20 protein-coding genes and 1 pseudogene are annotated in these 17039 nt (G+C 37.0%); 6 read left to right on the top strand and 15 right to left on the bottom strand.

The genetic code is table 11. The features are described from left to right. Nucleotides 1-46: 46 nt before the first annotated feature. Nucleotides 47-961: a 3D domain-containing protein gene (locus RCG23_RS22000; protein ID WP_308177395.1), complete on the bottom strand. Its 915-nt coding sequence runs from the start codon at nt 959-961 to the stop codon at nt 47-49. Nucleotides 962-1579: 618 nt separating this feature from the next. On the opposite strand from RCG23_RS22000, the gene RCG23_RS21995 reads away from it, so the two are divergent. Continuing rightward, nucleotides 1580-2578: a DoxX family membrane protein gene (locus RCG23_RS21995; RefSeq protein ID WP_308177394.1), complete on the top strand. Its 999-nt coding sequence runs from the start codon at nt 1580-1582 to the stop codon at nt 2576-2578. A gap of 45 nt (nt 2579-2623) precedes the next feature. On the opposite strand, the gene fdhF is transcribed toward RCG23_RS21995, so the two are convergent. The 4 genes from fdhF to RCG23_RS21975 form a co-directional block, all read right to left on the bottom strand. Then, nucleotides 2624-4495: a formate dehydrogenase subunit alpha gene (gene fdhF, locus RCG23_RS21990; protein ID WP_308177393.1), complete on the bottom strand. Its 1872-nt coding sequence runs from the start codon at nt 4493-4495 to the stop codon at nt 2624-2626. A gap of 56 nt (nt 4496-4551) precedes the next feature. Then, nucleotides 4552-4692 carry a hypothetical protein gene (locus tag RCG23_RS21985; RefSeq protein ID WP_308177392.1) on the bottom strand — a complete coding sequence of 47 codons (141 nt, stop codon included), beginning with the start codon at nt 4690-4692 and terminating at the stop codon, nt 4552-4554. A gap of 174 nt (nt 4693-4866) precedes the next feature. Then, complete coding sequence (locus RCG23_RS21980) at nt 4867-7023, bottom strand: PAS domain S-box protein (protein WP_308177391.1); 2157 nt, start codon at nt 7021-7023, stop codon at nt 4867-4869. Nucleotides 7024-7100: 77 nt separating this feature from the next. Next, nucleotides 7101-7400 carry an MHYT domain-containing protein gene (locus tag RCG23_RS21975; protein ID WP_308177390.1) on the bottom strand — a complete coding sequence of 100 codons (300 nt, stop codon included), beginning with the start codon at nt 7398-7400 and terminating at the stop codon, nt 7101-7103. A gap of 275 nt (nt 7401-7675) precedes the next feature. Here RCG23_RS21975 and yhfH point away from each other — a divergent pair, with 275 nt between their 5' ends. The 3 genes from yhfH to RCG23_RS21960 all read left to right on the top strand — a co-directional run bounded on the left by yhfH (nt 7676) and on the right by RCG23_RS21960 (nt 8425). Then, nucleotides 7676-7810, top strand: coding sequence for a protein YhfH (yhfH, locus tag RCG23_RS21970; protein WP_308177389.1), 135 nt, complete (start codon nt 7676-7678; stop codon nt 7808-7810). A gap of 100 nt (nt 7811-7910) precedes the next feature. Beyond that, nucleotides 7911-8177: a hypothetical protein gene (locus RCG23_RS21965; protein ID WP_308177388.1), complete on the top strand. Its 267-nt coding sequence runs from the start codon at nt 7911-7913 to the stop codon at nt 8175-8177. Between the two features lie 62 nt (nt 8178-8239). Continuing rightward, nucleotides 8240-8425, top strand: coding sequence for a hypothetical protein (locus RCG23_RS21960; RefSeq protein ID WP_308177387.1), 186 nt, complete (start codon nt 8240-8242; stop codon nt 8423-8425). A 57-nt stretch (nt 8426-8482) separates the two neighbouring features. Here the strand turns inward: RCG23_RS21960 and RCG23_RS21955 are convergent, their stop codons facing one another. The 9 genes and pseudogenes from RCG23_RS21955 to RCG23_RS21915 all read right to left on the bottom strand — a co-directional run bounded on the left by RCG23_RS21955 (nt 8483) and on the right by RCG23_RS21915 (nt 13867). After that, nucleotides 8483-8668, bottom strand: coding sequence for a cold-inducible protein YdjO-related protein (locus RCG23_RS21955; RefSeq protein ID WP_308180136.1), 186 nt, complete (start codon nt 8666-8668; stop codon nt 8483-8485). Nucleotides 8669-8770: 102 nt separating this feature from the next. Further along, nucleotides 8771-8908, bottom strand: coding sequence for a zinc ribbon-containing protein (locus RCG23_RS21950; RefSeq protein WP_308177386.1), 138 nt, complete (start codon nt 8906-8908; stop codon nt 8771-8773). A 190-nt stretch (nt 8909-9098) separates the two neighbouring features. Further along, nucleotides 9099-10214: pseudogene (locus RCG23_RS21945) on the bottom strand (MFS transporter); the annotation flags it as partial. Nucleotides 10215-10381: 167 nt separating this feature from the next. Beyond that, on the bottom strand, nt 10382-10753 hold the full coding sequence (locus RCG23_RS21940; RefSeq protein ID WP_308177385.1) for a hypothetical protein: 372 nt from the start codon (nt 10751-10753) through the stop codon (nt 10382-10384). Nucleotides 10754-10781: 28 nt separating this feature from the next. Continuing rightward, the gene (locus RCG23_RS21935) at nt 10782-11018 is read right to left on the bottom strand and encodes a hypothetical protein (RefSeq protein WP_308177384.1); all 237 of its coding nucleotides are present in this window, start codon (nt 11016-11018) and stop codon (nt 10782-10784) included. Nucleotides 11019-11020: 2 nt separating this feature from the next. After that, nucleotides 11021-12307: an endonuclease MutS2 gene (locus RCG23_RS21930; protein WP_308177383.1), complete on the bottom strand. Its 1287-nt coding sequence runs from the start codon at nt 12305-12307 to the stop codon at nt 11021-11023. A gap of 508 nt (nt 12308-12815) precedes the next feature. Then, nucleotides 12816-13277: an LrgB family protein gene (locus tag RCG23_RS21925; protein ID WP_308177382.1), complete on the bottom strand. Its 462-nt coding sequence runs from the start codon at nt 13275-13277 to the stop codon at nt 12816-12818. Then, nucleotides 13264-13491: an LrgB family protein gene (locus RCG23_RS21920; protein WP_308177381.1), complete on the bottom strand. Its 228-nt coding sequence runs from the start codon at nt 13489-13491 to the stop codon at nt 13264-13266. The genes RCG23_RS21925 and RCG23_RS21920 overlap by 14 nt, the downstream gene beginning before the upstream one ends. A 1-nt stretch (nt 13492) precedes the next feature. Continuing rightward, nucleotides 13493-13867: a CidA/LrgA family protein gene (locus RCG23_RS21915; protein ID WP_308177380.1), complete on the bottom strand. Its 375-nt coding sequence runs from the start codon at nt 13865-13867 to the stop codon at nt 13493-13495. 195 nt (nt 13868-14062) lie between these two features. Here RCG23_RS21915 and RCG23_RS21910 point away from each other — a divergent pair, with 195 nt between their 5' ends. Then, complete coding sequence (locus RCG23_RS21910; protein WP_308177379.1) at nt 14063-14668, top strand: SCO family protein; 606 nt, start codon at nt 14063-14065, stop codon at nt 14666-14668. 66 nt (nt 14669-14734) lie between these two features. On the opposite strand, the gene RCG23_RS21905 is transcribed toward RCG23_RS21910, so the two are convergent. Continuing rightward, nucleotides 14735-14866 carry a hypothetical protein gene (locus RCG23_RS21905; protein ID WP_308177378.1) on the bottom strand — a complete coding sequence of 44 codons (132 nt, stop codon included), beginning with the start codon at nt 14864-14866 and terminating at the stop codon, nt 14735-14737. Between the two features lie 527 nt (nt 14867-15393). Here RCG23_RS21905 and RCG23_RS21900 point away from each other — a divergent pair. Continuing rightward, the gene (locus RCG23_RS21900) at nt 15394-17013 is read left to right on the top strand and encodes an ABC-F family ATP-binding cassette domain-containing protein (protein WP_308177377.1); all 1620 of its coding nucleotides are present in this window, start codon (nt 15394-15396) and stop codon (nt 17011-17013) included. Nucleotides 17014-17039: the final 26 nt, after the last annotated feature.

Raw genomic sequence — 17039 nt, 5'->3', positions numbered from 1 at the left:
TTTATAGCAGACATACAAAAAACTGCCCAAATAGGCAGTTTTATTGTTATTTAATGATTTTAACCGTTACTTGTTTAGATCCCCATTGTTCAGCTGCTTCTTGTGTAGGGATAAATACATCAATTCTATTTCCTTTAATGCTTCCGCCAGTATCACCCGCAGTTGCATAACCATAGCCTTCAACAAATACCTTAGAACCAAGCGGTATAATCGAAGGATCAACAGAGATTACTTTTGCATCTGGATTATCTTTTAAATTAATGCCCGTTGTCGTCACACCTGAGCATCCTTCACAGTTAGCAGTATATGCTGTAGCTAAAACGGAAATTTCTTTATCAGCATTATCTGAAGGACTAGTGGTTTTCTGAACAGGTTGAGCAGCTTCAGCAGGCTTCTGCTCTTTCTGTGCAGCCGGTTTTGGTACAGTTGGAGTACTAACAGCCGGTACCGATGCAGTATGTTTGGCTGGTTCAGGTTTGGCCATAGCTGGCTTCGCAGGCTGTTTAACTGGTGTTGTAGTTGAAACAGACTCTACCTTCTCAGGTGTTTTTTCCTCTGTTTTAACTCGATGTGTAACTGGGGCAGCGATATTGAAAGGTCCCTTGCCGCTCTTAAATATCATTAATTTCATACCAGGTTTAATTAATTCATTATCCAACTGATTCCATTTCATTAACTCATTAACATGTACATTATAGTTTCTTGCAATTTCCCATAATGAATCACCGTCTTTAACTGAATAGTTCGCTTCAGGTGAAGTAATGATGACATCGCCAGGGTAAATAAGGTCAGAAGATAAGTTATTCCAGCTTTTTATGTTTTCTACAGACTCATTATGTACTTGAGAAAGATCCCAAATTGTGTCACCTTTTTTTACAGTGATTTCTGCCGCCTGTACATTAGCACCAACAGTTCCTGAGAGTGCAGCAACAGCAATTAATGTTTTAAATGTTTTTTTCATTTTAAATAACCTCCCATGCTCTTTAGCAGCTAACAATGTCCATGTTAACATGTATTTTAAAAATACAAAGAACAGGGGTATTATAAAAAGGTTACAAGCGTGGCAATTATATTACGATAACATTTCTTATTAACAGAATATTTAAATAAAATAGGTGTTTAATTAAACATGTTTTGGGTTTGTAGCAAAAACAAATCATTCTCTTTTTTTTGCTGTTTTCGTATACTTTGTTGCTATTTAAGGAGTAGTTGATTTCCACTCCAGGATGCTCGCTTTCCGCGGGGCGGGCGGTGAGCCTCCTCGGCGCAAGAGCCTGTGGGGTCTCACCTGTCCCGCTGCTCCCGCAGGAGTCTGGCACCTTCCGCTCCAATCAACTTCTTTTTCAACGATTTGCTTTTAAAAACCTATTGCAAAACAACAATCTTTTAGAATCAGCTTTTTTAAAACTATACAACTGTTTATCAATATTAGTGGTTTTCCCTATTTACATAGTAATAACATTCATTAAATAGTCATATTTTAAGCAGAACAAGTCTATGAAATTATTGTATATTATAAATGTGAAGTGATTCACAAGTCATCACCTGAAAATCATTAAAACATATAAGGAGAATTATTATGAAGAAAAAGATGGCTTCATTATTCATTTTTATAGCTATTTTAAATACACCTATTTTCACTGAAGCGCATGTAAAATGGTTCACCGAGCTTAAACCTGTTAAAGTGCCGATTGAACAAATTTTATCTCCCTTGTTCATGGTTATAGCGATCGGAGTGGCGATTGGCCTAGCCATTCTTCCCCAGCTTTTGCCTGTTCTAATGAGATGGAAGCCACTTCAAAAGGCTGATAAGTTTTTGGAGGGTTTCAGAAAATACTCCCGCTATATTCTAAAATATGGAACGGCAGCAGCATTAATCATTCAAGTAAGTTCAGGAACCATTTTTGCACCTGAAATTCACATTCATTCAGATTTAATTACCTACATGGCATGGGCAGCAATTATATTTCTACTAATACCCATCCATTATTCAACCAAGGCTGGCGCTCTCATATTATTTATCATTTTTATTAATATGGCTTCACACTACGGTCCTTTTCATATGCTTGATTATGGATTTTACCTGGCCATCATTTTCGTCTTGTTAATTGGGAGTACAAAAATTGAAGAATGGGGCTTTCCATTCCTTTATTTAGGAACAGGATTATCTCTCTGTTGGGTAGCAGTCGAAAAATGGGTATACCCTGGGCTTTCGGTTGATATTATCCTCCATCATGGAGTGCCGACTTTTGGATACGATCCTTCTACTTTTATTGTTTTAAGTGCATTTATTGAATTTGTTGTTGGTTACTTGCTTGTTGTAGGAGTGCTTAATAGACTGCTTGCTATTGTCCTTACAGGCATTTTCATCATGACCACAACCTTATTCGGAGGTGTGGAGCTTTCAGGGCATTTTATGATCCACATCATCCTTATTATCTTTATAATAGAAGGGGTTTCATTTTATAATCCCCCTATTAAAATTCATAAAACAAAGATCGATCAAATGATATTTGTATTTTTGAACTTCTTGTTTGTTCTTTCAACATTCCTCTTAATCTACTATAGATTTGCGTAAAAAAGCGGCTGCATTGCAGCCGCTTTTCTTTTACTATCCTTCTTTTTATTGATTCTTTAGCGGAGCTATTGCAACGGCACACGCTTTAAATTCAGCCGTACCTGAAATTGGATCATACTCATTGATTGTTAATACATTTGTTGGGACTTCACTCCAGTGAAAGCTCATAAATACAAGCCCCGGCACAACCTGGTCAGTAATTTTCGTTTTTACCTTTAATTCTCCACGGCGGGATTTTACAGAAACAATTTCACCGTCCTGTACACCAAGTTTTGCTGCATCTTCCGGATGGATATCGACTGTTTCTTCTGTTTGCTTCAGTTTTACCCCTACAGCATAATAGCGTGTTTGTGAATGGGTATTATAAGATTCGTACCTTCTGCCTGTTGTTAAAATAAAAGGATACTCAGCATCTGGCTGCTCTAAAGGTGCTGTATATTCCACCGGTACAAATGGTGCTTTTTTGGTCTCTTCACTTGCCTCCTGATGGAATCTTTGATGCAAAATAAATGTTCCCTGATGTGTTTCATCAGGGCATGGATAATGGATGCCGTATTCCTTTTCCAGACGGGAATAAGAAATACCTCCATACATTTCCCATGCGAGCCTGCGTACTTCATCCCAGATTTCTTCACTATTCTCATACTTCATCTCATAACCCATTAATGAGGATAATTCACAAAGAATTTGCCAATCTTCTTTCGTTTCCGGATAGGCCTCCACTGCCTTACGGGCTCTCTGGATTCTTCTGTCAGTATTCGTATAGGTACCATCAACTTCTCCCCAAGAACGTGCCGGCAATACAACATCAGCCAACTCAGCAGTTTCTGTCATAAAGATATCTTGTACTACTAATAAATCCAGTTTTTCAAGCAGCTTTTTGGTGTGATTCATATGAACATCTGCCAAAAGCGGATTTTCACCAATAACATAAAGTGCTTTTAGACCACCTTCTTCAAGCCTGTCAAATGTCCTGGTTTGTGTGTCACCTGCCTCCTTATTCAATGTAACTTTCCATTCCGTTTCATACCGGAGCCTATTATCTGGATTTGAAAGATTCATTGCCCCTGGAAGGTGATTTGGCAGACATCCCATATCCCCTGCTCCCTGAACGTTATTTTGACCGCGAAGCGGCATTATTCCAGTACCTTTTTTTCCGATATTGCCAGTCAGCAAAGCGAGATTTCCAATATCGAACACATTGTTTACTCCGCAATGGTGCTCTGTAATGCCTAAAGTATAAGCGATCATAGCACTCCCTGCACTTGCATATTCTCTTGCTGACATCAGGATATCCTCAGAGCTGACACCCGTTATTTCAGATGCATATTCAGGTGTATACCGATCTACTCTTTCTTTAAGTGCATCAATATCCTCTGTAAAGTTCTTGATGAAATCCTTGTTATACAGATTCTCCTCAAGAATGATTCTAATGAATGCATTAATAAGGGCAATATCTGAACCTACATTAATTTGTAAATGACGGTGTGCAGACTTGGCCATATCTATTTTTCTTGGGTCAATAACAATCATTTTCAAGCCCGATTTTACGGCTTTTTTTATACGGTTTGCAATGATAGGATGTGCTTCCGTAGTATTGGAGCCGAATAAAAGAAGAACTTCAGCTTCATCAAAATCCTCAAGTGTGTTTGTTGGGAAACCGCTTCCAAAAATAGTTGCCAGACCGGCAACACTAGGGGCGTGTCACGTTCGGTTGCAGCCATCAATATTATTGCTTCCAATTACAGCCCTCATAAATTTTTGTGTAATATAATTGGATTCATTTGTAGTTCGGGAGCATGCAAACATGGAGATGGCATTTGGTCCCAATTCGGTTAGAATACCGTTTAATTTTGTAGCAATATAATTAAGCGCTTCTTCCCATGTGGCCTCTACCAGCTTGCCTGCTTTTCTCAAATAAGGCGATCGCAGCCTTTTATCTGCATGGACATATTCATAGGCAAAGGCGCCTTTTACGCAGGTTTGCGCCTATTAACAGGTGCCTCTTTGTCGCCACGTATTTTTACAATCCGGTTATCCTCAACCTCGACCATCAGGCCGCAGCCAGTACCGCAATATCCACAAACTGTTTTAACATGTTTCGGTTCTCCCATTCTATTCCCTCCAGTAAACAAACATACTTATATAATCATATTAATCTACAGAATAAATTATTGTCCTTCAAATTAAAAAAAAATATGGCAAAATTAGCAATATTTTTATCATATTTTTATTGGTAATAAAAAAAGAAACGAAAGATGTGTGCTCCCGTTTCTTCGTGGTGGTAATTAAGCAGTTTTAGCAGGCAGGACAATATTGAAAGTAGTACCTTTGTTTGGTTCACTTTCAACAAAAACTCTACCATTATGGCCTTCAATTATTTTAAAGCTGACCATTAAGCCAAGACCGTTTCCATTTTTCTTAGTAGTAAAAAATGGTTCACCTAGCTTTTTTAATTTTTCTGCAGAAATTCCTATGCCTGTGTCCTGTATGGATATTTGGACATTGTTTTCTTCAATTATAGTCCTGACGATTATATCTCCACCTTCAGGCATTGCTTCAATTCCATTTTTAATAAAGTTCAGGAATACTTGCTTTAAACGGTTTTCGTCGCACTCTACCTGAATGATCTCATGATTGCAATCGAAATCGATACGGACATTTTTCTTTCTCGCTTCAAATTCAAGCAGGGAAACAACATTCTTTATAACCGGGACAATATTCTTTTCCTCTAGCTCGACAGCTTTAGGTTTAGCTAATACCATAAAATCTTCTACTATTGTATTTACTCGTTCAATTTCATCAAGAATAATATTAAGGAACTCTTGCCGTTCTGGATCTTGTTCGTCGAGCTGAAGGAATTCCGCATACCCTTTCATCGAAGTTAACGGATTGCGGATTTCATGTGCGACTCCAGCAGCTAGTTGGCCTACTGCAGCAAGTTTATCCTGGCGATGCAGAACCTCCTCGGTTTTCTTGCGCTCAGTAATATCGTTACGAATTGCCAAATACTGATACGGCTTACCCTGGTCATTTAAAAAAGGAACAATGGTGGTATCGACCCAATAAAAGGTGCCATCCTTTGCTTTATTTCTGAGCTCTCCTTTCCAAACCTTGCCACTGCCGATTGTTCTCCATAACTCTTTAAAGAATTCCTTAGAATGGAATCCAGAATTGAGAATACGATGGTCTTTACCAAGTAATTCTTCCCTTGAATACTTAGAAATCTCACAAAAATTATCATTTACACTGGTGATGTGACCTTGCGAATCAGTAAAGGCAACAATTGAAGACTCATCCAGAGCAAATTTAAAATCACTTAATTCCTTTAATGTATCTCTTAAATGTACTTCTGATGTTTTTCGGTCTGTTATATCCGTTCTAATTGCTACATATTGATATGGTTTACCGTTCTCTTTTAGGAAAGGAACAATGGTGGTGTCGACCCAGTAAAGTAATCCATCTTTGGCCCTGTTACAAATTTCACCCTTCCACACTTTTCCTTGCCCGATGGTTTGCCACAATTCCTTAAAAAATTCTCGTGAATGGTGACCGGAATTTAATATTCGATGGTCCTGCCCAATTAGTTCAGAACGATCATATCCTGATATTTCACAGAATTTTTCGTTAACATTTGTTATGATTCCTTTGGCATTTGTTATAGCCACAATAGAGGACTGGTCAAGGGCAAAATTGACATCCTTGACTTCCTTCAGTGAATCGAGCAGTTTCTCTTCTGCGATTTTTCGACTGGATATATCTGACCTGATTGATACATATTGTGTAGGTTTCCCCTTTTTATCGAGAAAGGGAACAATGGTGGTGTCAACCCAATAAAATGAATCGTCCTTAGCTTTGTTCCTTATTTCGCCCCTCCAAACATTTCCGCTACGGATCGTTTGCCAAAGGTCGATAAAGAATTCTTTTGAATGGTAACCTGAATTTAATATCCGGTGATTTTGTCCAAGTATCTCTTCTTTTTGATACTTAGTTATCTCTACGAATTTATCATTGACATATGTTATATTCCCTTTTGGGTCTGTAATGCCTACAATTGCAGATTCATCCAAAGCTGACTTAATATCTTTCAAATTCGAATCTGACTCTGCCAGTCTTTTATTAATCAATGCACTTGAGCCGATCAAGCCTCCAAGAATCAATACTGATACGAACAGCACCAGGTAAATAATAAATTGTTCTTCTGACCCTGTTGCGTTCGTAATATGAAGATTATCCGATACTAAAGATGCCCTTTTCAGGAGAAAATGCCCCTCTGTTATTGCTCCCGTTATGATAACTGCGCTAATAGGTTTTAGCCAGGCTTGATTTTCCTGTCCGAAATTTTTCGTAAAAAAGAGCATCCATAATGAAAATAAAAATGCACTAAACACCAAAATTCCTGAAATGGAAATAAGAGCAGGGTTATATGTCGCACCCTTATTCATTGAAAATATGCTGATAATGTGTATAGAAAATACAGCCAATGTTAAGAAGAAACTTGATATTAAAAGGTGTTTAGCTGTTAAGACTTTCCTAAAGAGAGTGAAAAGGCCATCCCTGTAAAAGAAGTCCCAATTAATATTGAGAGGAAAGTTAATGACAATCGAATATCCGAAAAACTGTTAATATCGGCTGCTAAGTAACCCATAAAATTCATTACCCATATTCCAATACCCAATGAAAGTGAACCTCCAAGAAATAATGAACGTTTGTTTTTATCGGAGGTATTCAAAAGAGTAAACATGTCTAATGCTGTATAGGAAGCCATTATTGTCAATCCGATGGCTAGAAGGATTAATAAAGGGTTAAAGGATTCAGTCATTCCAGAGCATCGCTCCTTTTGTAATAGGATTCTAATATGATTGTAATGGAAAGTAGTTTGGTAGGGAAGTACCAAACTAAGATAATAACTATATTTTACTATATATTTGAGTAAAACTAATTAAAGACTAAGAAACTTATCAGTTAATCTCAAGGCTATAATAAAAACTAAAATTTTTTGGTTAAAAGTCTACACTTTTTTTATTTTTTTGTTTATACTGTACTATAACAGGTTATATAACGAATAATTGTATTATAAAAGGAGGGAAATTTATTATGTTGAAAAATCCGGTTGAATTTTTTCGTAATCTGCCTAAAAAGGTGTGCGCCGAATGCGGCCAACATATGCACGAGCAGGCTGAATCTTATTTAATGGAATGCGACCGCTGCCTATCGAAAAGAGAAGAATAAAAATACCCCGGTGCAGCATTAAGCTCACCGGGGTATTTTTAGTTGAACTTTCCTCCCCTTTAAGAAATAATGGAATTAACAACCAAAGGGGTGTCTGCAGATGCTTCTACTTAGATGGAGCTATACAAAGAAATATAATATAAAAGGAATATTCGACAATTTCCCTAGCTCACCAGTTATTTTTAGACAAATTAAAGATTACTATTTTGTCTACAGGGTCCATTGGGATGCAAATGACCCTCCAGTTGGAAGGTCAGATTTGGAACAAATGGAACTGCTTCTTAATGAAGAGCTTGGAACAATTGATTTTTATCTCCAAAGAAAGAATCTCCATAATGAATCTTTGGATCTTCCCCAAAACTGGTAAAGATATTTCGAATAAACCTGCTAGTGTTAACAAATCCTTTAATAAAAGGAGGAGTTGATTTTATGAAAAAAAATGAAGGTTTCCAAGAGGCCGTTCCTGATAGGCCACAAATGACGGTTGATAGTAGCGGCCGTTTCCGTGAACAAAAAATTGTTCCTGGAGATTCTGTTGAGGAGCATAAGTATCTGGAAACAGCAAACAGCCTTTTGGGCGGTAAAGAAATCAGGCAGCAAAATGAAAATTTATAACTAACCCTGAGAAAAACCATTTTAGCTGCCGTTTTCTTATGCTTTAATCGTAAATTCTTATATTTTGGGCAGTTCCCGCATTTCACTTATGGTTTCTTTGCCGCACATCGGACATAATAAATCATCCGTAGCAAAATCCTTTCTCATCCAGCCAATGCATGCATCATCTGAACAGGAATAGATTTCTGTGCTTTCTAAAATGGTCTCGATCATATCTTCCTGGTTCTTTTTGCCATAAAAAATAGGAATCGCCTCCTTTTCCTATAGTATGTTCAAAAAATGGAATTTTCATTGGTGAAAAATGAACATTATTTTTGTGAAATAAAAATGGGGCCAGCACCATTCTCATTCTTCATCAAATTCGGTTTTATGGCATTCAGGACATGGCGGCAGCCTGTCCTTGTCTTCTTCAAGCCAAAGGATCTTTCCACAATTCTTGCATTTGTAGTCCCCTTTTCCCGGGCTCTCTCCTGTATGTGGCATATCCTGACCTCCCTCTTCCAATAGCTGTATTCGATTTTACCCATAACAAATATTATAGAAACCTAAAGAAGTCCATTTAAAGTAAAAGACCTGTCCATTTGGGCAGGCTTTTCTTATTATGAGGGTGTCTTTATAACCATTTTAGATACAGGCAGGCTGGCTTTTTCTTCTTTTATTAACCATAACGTTAACATAACTCCGAGAAAGGCCATAACACCAAAAAATAAATAAACTCCATAAATAGAAAATTTGTCGTAAATGATTCCCCCAAAGAAGGTACTAAACCAGTTTCCTAGTCCATTTCCAATTGCGGAGTAAATTGTAACAGCAGTTGTAGTAATATGAGCCGGGGTAATATCGCGTATATACTGCAGACCTGCTGGAATAAACAATCCGATTGAAAAACCCTGAATAACCGCTGATGCATATACCAGAGCAAGACTTGGCTCAAGGAAGTAAAAGAACCATCTAATCATGGATACACAGCCAGCGATAGCAGCGATTGGAAGCAGCCCGAACCTTTGGATTCCCCTTCCGGCTACTCTCATAAAGGGGATTTCAGATAAAACAGCAATTAAAAAAGCAATACCTATTCCTGTATACGTACCTCCAAGATTATCAACAAATAATCCAAAGTAAAAGTTGTTTGCTAAATTAGGCCAAATATTAAGAAAGTGACGAACATAAAGACAAGAAATTTCTTTAATTTAAACAGATCTTTTACTCCTGATAATAATTTAGCACGATGCTCTGCTTTCTCTTTTGGCAGCCTGACTGCAAGTATTGAAGCAAGCGTAAGTGAAACAAAGAAGGAGTAAAAAATAACTGATGGTGACAGTTCTGATAGCCTTCCCATTACAAACACAGCAATACCGAAACCAAGAGAACCAAACAAACGGATATTTCCATAGTTTATTTTTATCCTGCTTGAATATTTTAAGGATATGCTGTCGGAAACCGGGATAATTGCGCTTTGAAATACAGAGATTAAAATGGCCGTTAAAACAAACATAATATATGATCCAAAAAAATAATATCCAAATCCAAAAATACCAGCCATAAAGGTGGTAAACGTCAAAACCTTTGTTGGAGAGTTTGTAACATCTGATACCATTCCCCATAGTGGCTGAAAAAAGATTGTGATGATGGGTCCAATAGATAAAATTGTTCCAATCTGGTATCCATTTAACTTTTCTACCTCAGATAAGTAGACACTCAATAAAGGGAACAGACTGCCTACTCCAAAAAAGGAAAGTAAATAAAAGCCTTGTAATGATAAAATATTTTTCTTTTCGTTTTTTTCCATTTAAAAATCTCCTTTGTAGAAAGCACTCTGCTGTTTTGCATTTCCCATTGTACCATGACATAAGGGAAAATGTGTTAAAAATCATCACTTCGGCTCCCTTCAATCAAAGAAGAAATAAATACACACCAAAAACAGGCTGGAAAGTAAAAACTCCCCGGCTGGCCTTGCTATTCCTGATGGTCAATAACTATATCCTCTACATGTTTTTTAGATAACATAGTGCTTTTCTTTCTGTTTTCTTTAGATTGAAAGATGATATCGAAATCATAATCGTCAGGATATAGTTCCTTCGCTGCAATATAAAGCTTCATTCTTTTTTGATTAATACTCACCTTTTCGCCTTTTACCTGTACAATGTAATTGCCAAGTCCATCAGGTCCTTTATAAACAATTCCGAACTCATTGGTCTGTATAATCTGTACATTATCTCCTTGTACAAAATGGTCCATTTTCGTTTGAACTGAATCCTTTCTTGACCTTTTTTGGTGCTTATTAATTATAATTTGTTTTTCAAGATCTTTAAGAGTAATATGATCCATTGGATCAACAAGATATTTCTTCGCTTCCTTATAAGTTATGGAATGGGCAGCTTTCGATGATTTTAGGGTGTATGCCCAGCTTTAAAGCAATAGCAAAAGCCTGGCTTTCTCCTCCCTTTCCAATTATAAGCCGGTACGTAGGTCTTAATGTTTCTAAATCAAACTCCATTGAACCGTTCAAAAAACCAGGATGATAATCTGCAAAATCTTTTATTTCACTATAATGGGTAGTCGCAAGTATGGTTGCCCCTTTTTCATACAGCATTTCTAAAATTGCCGTTGCAAGGCCATTCCTTCTTTTGGATCTGTTCCAGAACCCAGTTCATCCAAAAGGACAAGTGATTGATCATGTGTCTCCTTTAAAATATCAATAATATTTATAATTCGGGAACTAAATGTACTTAAATTATCTACAATGCTTTGCCCATCTCCGATATCCACCAATACTTTTTGAAAAATACTAACAGAGCTTCCCTCTCCCACTGGCAGATGAAACCCGGATTGAGCCATTATTGTTAAAAGACCAGCCGTTTTTATGCTAACCGTTTTTCCACCCGTGTTTGGTCCAGTAATAACCAATGCATGCTCCTGCTGGCCTAATTCTAAATTAAGCGGTGCTGCTTGTTTCCCTAACAGAGGATGCCTTGCTTCTTTTAGATTTATATATTGGGATTCATTGATCATAACAGCCCTTCCATCTATTGCTCTGCTATATTTGGCTTTTGCAAATAAAAAGTCATAATGGATCATGGTCTCTGCAGCTAAACGAAGCTGTTGTTCCTTGTTTTCAACCAGGCCAGTTAAGTAGAAAAGGACTTTCTGAACCTCAGCCTCTTCATCGGAAAATAGCCACAGCAGTTGTTCCTGAAAATTCGAAATTTCTTCTGGTTCAATAAAAAGGGTGGAACCGGATGCTGAAGTATCCAAAACAGTACCCTTTATTTTATTTCGATACTCTTTTTTAATCGGGATTACAAAACGTCCATCGCGCTGGCTTACCACGTTTTCCTGTAAGTACATCTTATATTTATTAGAACGGACCATTTGCTGCACTTTTTCTTTTAATCGATCGTTTTGTATTTCAATTTGTTTTCTGATTCTTAGAAGATCCTTGCTCGCATAATCATCCACCCTTCCATTACGAATACATCGAATGATCTCTGCCGCCAGCTCCGGCAATTCCTCAATTGCTTCTACGTAAGATGAGACTCTTGGAGCAATATACTCCTTATCCTTCATAAATCTGCGCATTTTTCCGCAGCAATCAAGAAATTCAAGAAGTTTAGATAATTGGTCAGGACGGAGAGCCGTCCCCTTATTCAAACCTCCTAAAAGCTGTTCCATCCCCTCTAACCCATGTACTGGGACACTGGAGCTTTTCTTTATTATTTCTACCGCCTCTGACACTTCCCCTAACCATGCCTCAATTTGTTTAAGGTTTGTTGAAGGGACTAGATGGATAATCTTTTCTTTACCTTCAGCCGTTAAAGCGAACTGTGCCGCTTCTTCTTTGACTTTATGATAATCCAACACTTGAAAAGTATGTTGATTCAATTTTCTTTCCTCCTTGTGTTTGAGAACTAAGCTAATTTTTATTAAAAGGTGATTATGCAGCATCGGGCTAATAATCAAAGGCTGAAAGGAATATTTTACAGAAACCTCATATTTTAGAGGTGAAGAATTATAAATGAAGGTAAAGAATCAGAGGGCATAAAAAGGCAAATAAAAAGCCGTAATGAACAATATCATTACGGCCTGCATAAAGGGATTGAAAAGGCTTTTTCATTCCCATATGAACATACTTAAAAATACAATAAATAAAATCTATACAAATTGTATAGTGATATTTAAATGTTTAAGCAGTATGCTTTGCTATGACCATTGTTCTTAACTCCATTCCAATCCATAGAAAAATAAGCCTCAGCCCTTAAGCTGATGAGCACAAATCGGAATGACCTTATCCAATTGTTTGGATTAGTTAAGAACAACACCTAACATAAAACATACCCCTTCGCAGATAAAATTTGATTCTTAAAAATCATATAAAAATTTCGATTAAATGTCAAATAAAAAAAGGTAAAATATAGGGAATAGTGCAGGATGTCAGCACTGCTGAAAGGCACATTGCCGCCCCTGCAACTGCACCCTGCATTTCTCCTTCTTTAAAAGCAGCAGCAGTGCCAATTCCATGAGAAATGGTCCCAATGGATAACCCACGTGCAAAGGGATGGTCGACTTTCATTATAGTTAGAATAAATGGGCCAAACATTGCCCCAAACATTCCGGTAATTATGACAAATGCAGCGGACATCGGAATGCTCCCAGAAATCGTTTTTGCCACTTCAATTGCTACTGGAACAGTAATCGATTTTATACTTAAAGAGACCATTACTACTCTGCCCAAATGCAGCAATTTAGCCATAAGGACCGCTGAAAATACAGTCGCAAAGGTTCCTGTAATCAATCCCCAGAAAGCTGGAGTAAAGTAAAGGGAGAAAAGATTTCTATTTTTATATAATGGCACAGCTAAAGCTACAGTAGCGCCCTAGCAATAGCGTCATTATTTGCAATGCGGGCTTATAATCCGTATAAGTGATGTTCAATAAAAGCAGGATTGTAATCACAAGGACTGTGCTTAAAAAAACTGGAGTCGTAATCGGTGATGAAAAGCGCTTACTTATCACCCTCGATAGATTGTAAACTCCTATAGTTAATGCAATATTAAATATTGTAATCATATTAATTTGCCGTATCCTCTTCTTTTTTTGTTATAAAAACTTGCGCAGTCTTCCCTGCCGTAATTATTCCAGCAAAAGCACTAACAGACAATATTAATAAAATAGGAAGGCCTTTATGTACAAATAAGCCCGCCATGTTCATTAAGCCTGCTGCAATTGGAACAAAAAAGAAAGCTAGATGTTTTAGAAGCCAGGATGACACAGCTTCAATCCATTTTATTTTGATAATTTTAAACGATAATAGCAAAAAAAGGATCATCATCCCTGCTACATTTCCAGGAATGATTAAATGAAGAAAGTGAACCAGAATATTTCCTGATTCATAAACAGCATACAATATTCCTAACTGCAAACAAATGGCAAATGCTCTTTTCAACCCCCACTCCCCATTCCTTTATTTAAGATTCTTTTTGTTTTACTATAATGTTAAACTATCACTTTTGTTAATAATTTAATTTACCACAAATTTATATTCGATAAATATTAACCTTACCTTTCATTAGCTAAGTTCACAAAATATCCATATCTTTTTTCAGAAAACTTCTTTATCTTAATAATGGGAGGAGAAAAAATGAAAAAAATTTACTTGATAAGCAGCAGTTTGATAATTATAGGTATAATGGCAGGAATATCCTTTTTCCTTATCCGAGATGCTAATGCTAAGATTCCAGATAATATTACATTAACCACTCAAAACAATGAATTATATCGTTTCGGTAATGACCATAAAGAACTAAAATTAGTTGAGTTTATTTATACTCATTGCCCTGATATTTGTCCAACAACCACCCAAAAGATGAATAAGCTAAAAGAGGAATTAGAAAAAAACAAACTCTACGGAAAGAAAATTGAGTTTATTACCATTACTATTGATCCGTACAGAGACACTCCTGAAACATTAAAAAAATATATGGATTCATTCGAAATACCAAATGACGGAAATTGGATTTTCCTAACAGGGAATAAGGATCGTATAATAAAGGACCAAAAAAGTATCGGAAAAGTAGCAAGCTCCCTCCAATTTCAATATAAAGACCCTGGTAATGGTTTCTTTGTCCACAGCACATTTACTTATCTGGTTGATGAAAATAATACATTCATTAAAAAATTTCCCATGGGAGAAGAATTTAATGAAAAGGAAGTATTCAATTTTATAAACAGCGAACTTGAAAAATGAGCAAAAAGCGGCTAATCTCTTATGATTAACCGCTTTTTTCATGATGATTTTCTTAATCCATGCTGTTTAAACTGGGGTGCTATAGTTTTTGAGCTTTTGCAAAGATAAGAGGTAATCTGATTTCGGTTTCGTTAAACTGGCCTTAATTCCTGCCTTTTTTAATTTATTAACAAGTTCGGAAATCTGCTTTTTAGCCATTTACTCACCTTCTTTATTTGCTTGTCTCTAAAATAATTTTACACCAAAATTATGAATAAAGTGTGAAATTCTGAAAAATTTAATGATTTTTTTAAAAATAAAGCTAGGCTGTTTTCGTATACTTTGTTGCTATTTAAGGAGTAGTTGATTTTCACTCAAGGATGCTCGCTTTCCGCGGGGCGGGCGGTGAGCCTCCTCGGGGCACAGCGCCTGTGGGGTCTCACCTGTCCCGCTGCTCCCGCAGGAGTCTCGCACCTTCCGTTCCAATCAACTTCTTTTTCAACAATTTGCTTTTAAAAACCTATTAACAAAACAACAATCTTTTAGAAAACAGCCTAAAGCTAAAAGAAATCGTGCCAATTTTTACGCTATTAGTAGTTCTAATTGTGCTATTCCCTCTAGAAATCAAATAAAAACTCTTTTTCCAAAAAATTCTTTTTCTCATCGGTTTTCATTTTAAAAAAATTCGCTCTTGACCGTCATTAATGATATAATTTCGTAGATATTTATTTATGGAGGATTTAAACATGATTACCGTTAGTAACGTAGGTTTAAGATATGGTGAACGAAAATTATTTGAAGATGTGAATATAAAATTTACTCCGGGCAATTGTTATGGTCTTATTGGTGCCAATGGTGCCGGTAAATCTACTTTTCTAAAGATCTTATCAGGTGAAATCGAAGCACAAAGCGGCAGCGTTCATCTTGGTCCAAATGAAAGAATGGCTGTCTTGAAACAAAATCACTTCGAGTACGAAGAGGTGGAAGTTTTAAAGGTAGTTATTATGGGACACACAAGGCTTTATGAGGTTATGCAGGAAAAAGACGCTATTTATATGAAGGAAAACTTCACAGATGAAGATGGAATGAAGGCAGCCGAGCTTGAAGGTGAATTCGCTGACTTAAATGGCTGGGAAGCTGAATCTGAAGCTGCAATTCTTTTGAAGGGTCTTGGTGTCGAAGAGGAACTTCATGGTAAAAAAATGAATGAACTAACTGGTTCCGAAAAGGTTAAGGTACTTCTTGCCCAAGCACTTTTTGGCAAGCCTGATGTACTTTTATTGGATGAGCCTACCAACCATCTTGATATTAAAGCGATTCAATGGCTTGAAGAATTCTTAATCAATTTCGAGAATACTGTCATCGTAGTTTCCCATGACAGGCACTTCCTAAATAAAGTTTGTACCCATATTGCTGATTTGGACTTTGGAAAAATCCAGATTTATGTTGGAAACTATGATTTCTGGTATGAATCCAGCCAGCTGGCGTCGAGAATGTCACAGGATGCCAATAAGAAGAAGGAAGAAAAAATCAAGGAACTCCAAGCCTTTATTGCCAGGTTCAGTGCCAATGCTTCTAAATCCAAACAAGCTACCTCTCGTAAAAAGCTTTTGGATAAAATTTCATTGGACGATATAAAGCCTTCTTCCCGACGTTATCCTTATGTAGGATTTACACCTGATCGTGAAATCGGGAACGATTTATTAAGAGTCGAGGGCTTGACCAAGGAAATTGATGGTGTAAAAGTTCTTGATAATGTCAGCTTTGTCATGAACAAGGATGATAAAATTGCACTTGTAGGAACTAACGAGCTCGCAAAAACAACCCTATTTAAAATTTTGATGGGAGAGCTTGAAGCTGACAGCGGTACGTTTAAATGGGGCGTTACCACATCACAGTCCTATTTTCCAAACGACAATTCCAGGTACTTTGAAAACAGTGAATTGAATTTGGTGGACTGGCTGCGCCAGTTTTCTCCAAAGGATGACAGTGAAAGCTTCCTAAGAGGGTTCTTGGGACGCATGCTCTTCTCTGGTGAAGAAGTATTGAAGAAATCAAGTGTACTCTCTGGAGGAGAAAAGGTTCGCTGCATGCTTTCAAAAATGATGTTAAGCGGCTCCAACGTTCTGCTTCTTGATGAACCTACTAACCATCTTGATTTGGAATCAATCACTGCCTTGAATAATGGTTTAATTAACTTTAAGGGATCACTATTATTTGCTACCCATGACCATCAGTTTATTCAAACAATAGCCAACCGAATTTTTGAATTTACACCACAGGGATTAGTAGACAAGCAAATGACATATGATGAATACCTGGAAAACTCTGATCTGCAAAAGCAAATTGCTTCAATGTATGAGTAATATCAAAAAGTGCAATAAGACCCCCG

Origin of the sequence: Neobacillus sp. PS3-34 (assembly GCF_030915465.1) — a bacterium.
Taxonomy (GTDB): Bacteria; Bacillota; Bacilli; order Bacillales; family Cytobacillaceae; genus Neobacillus_A.
This window is presented reverse-complemented; position numbering and strand designations above follow the sequence as displayed.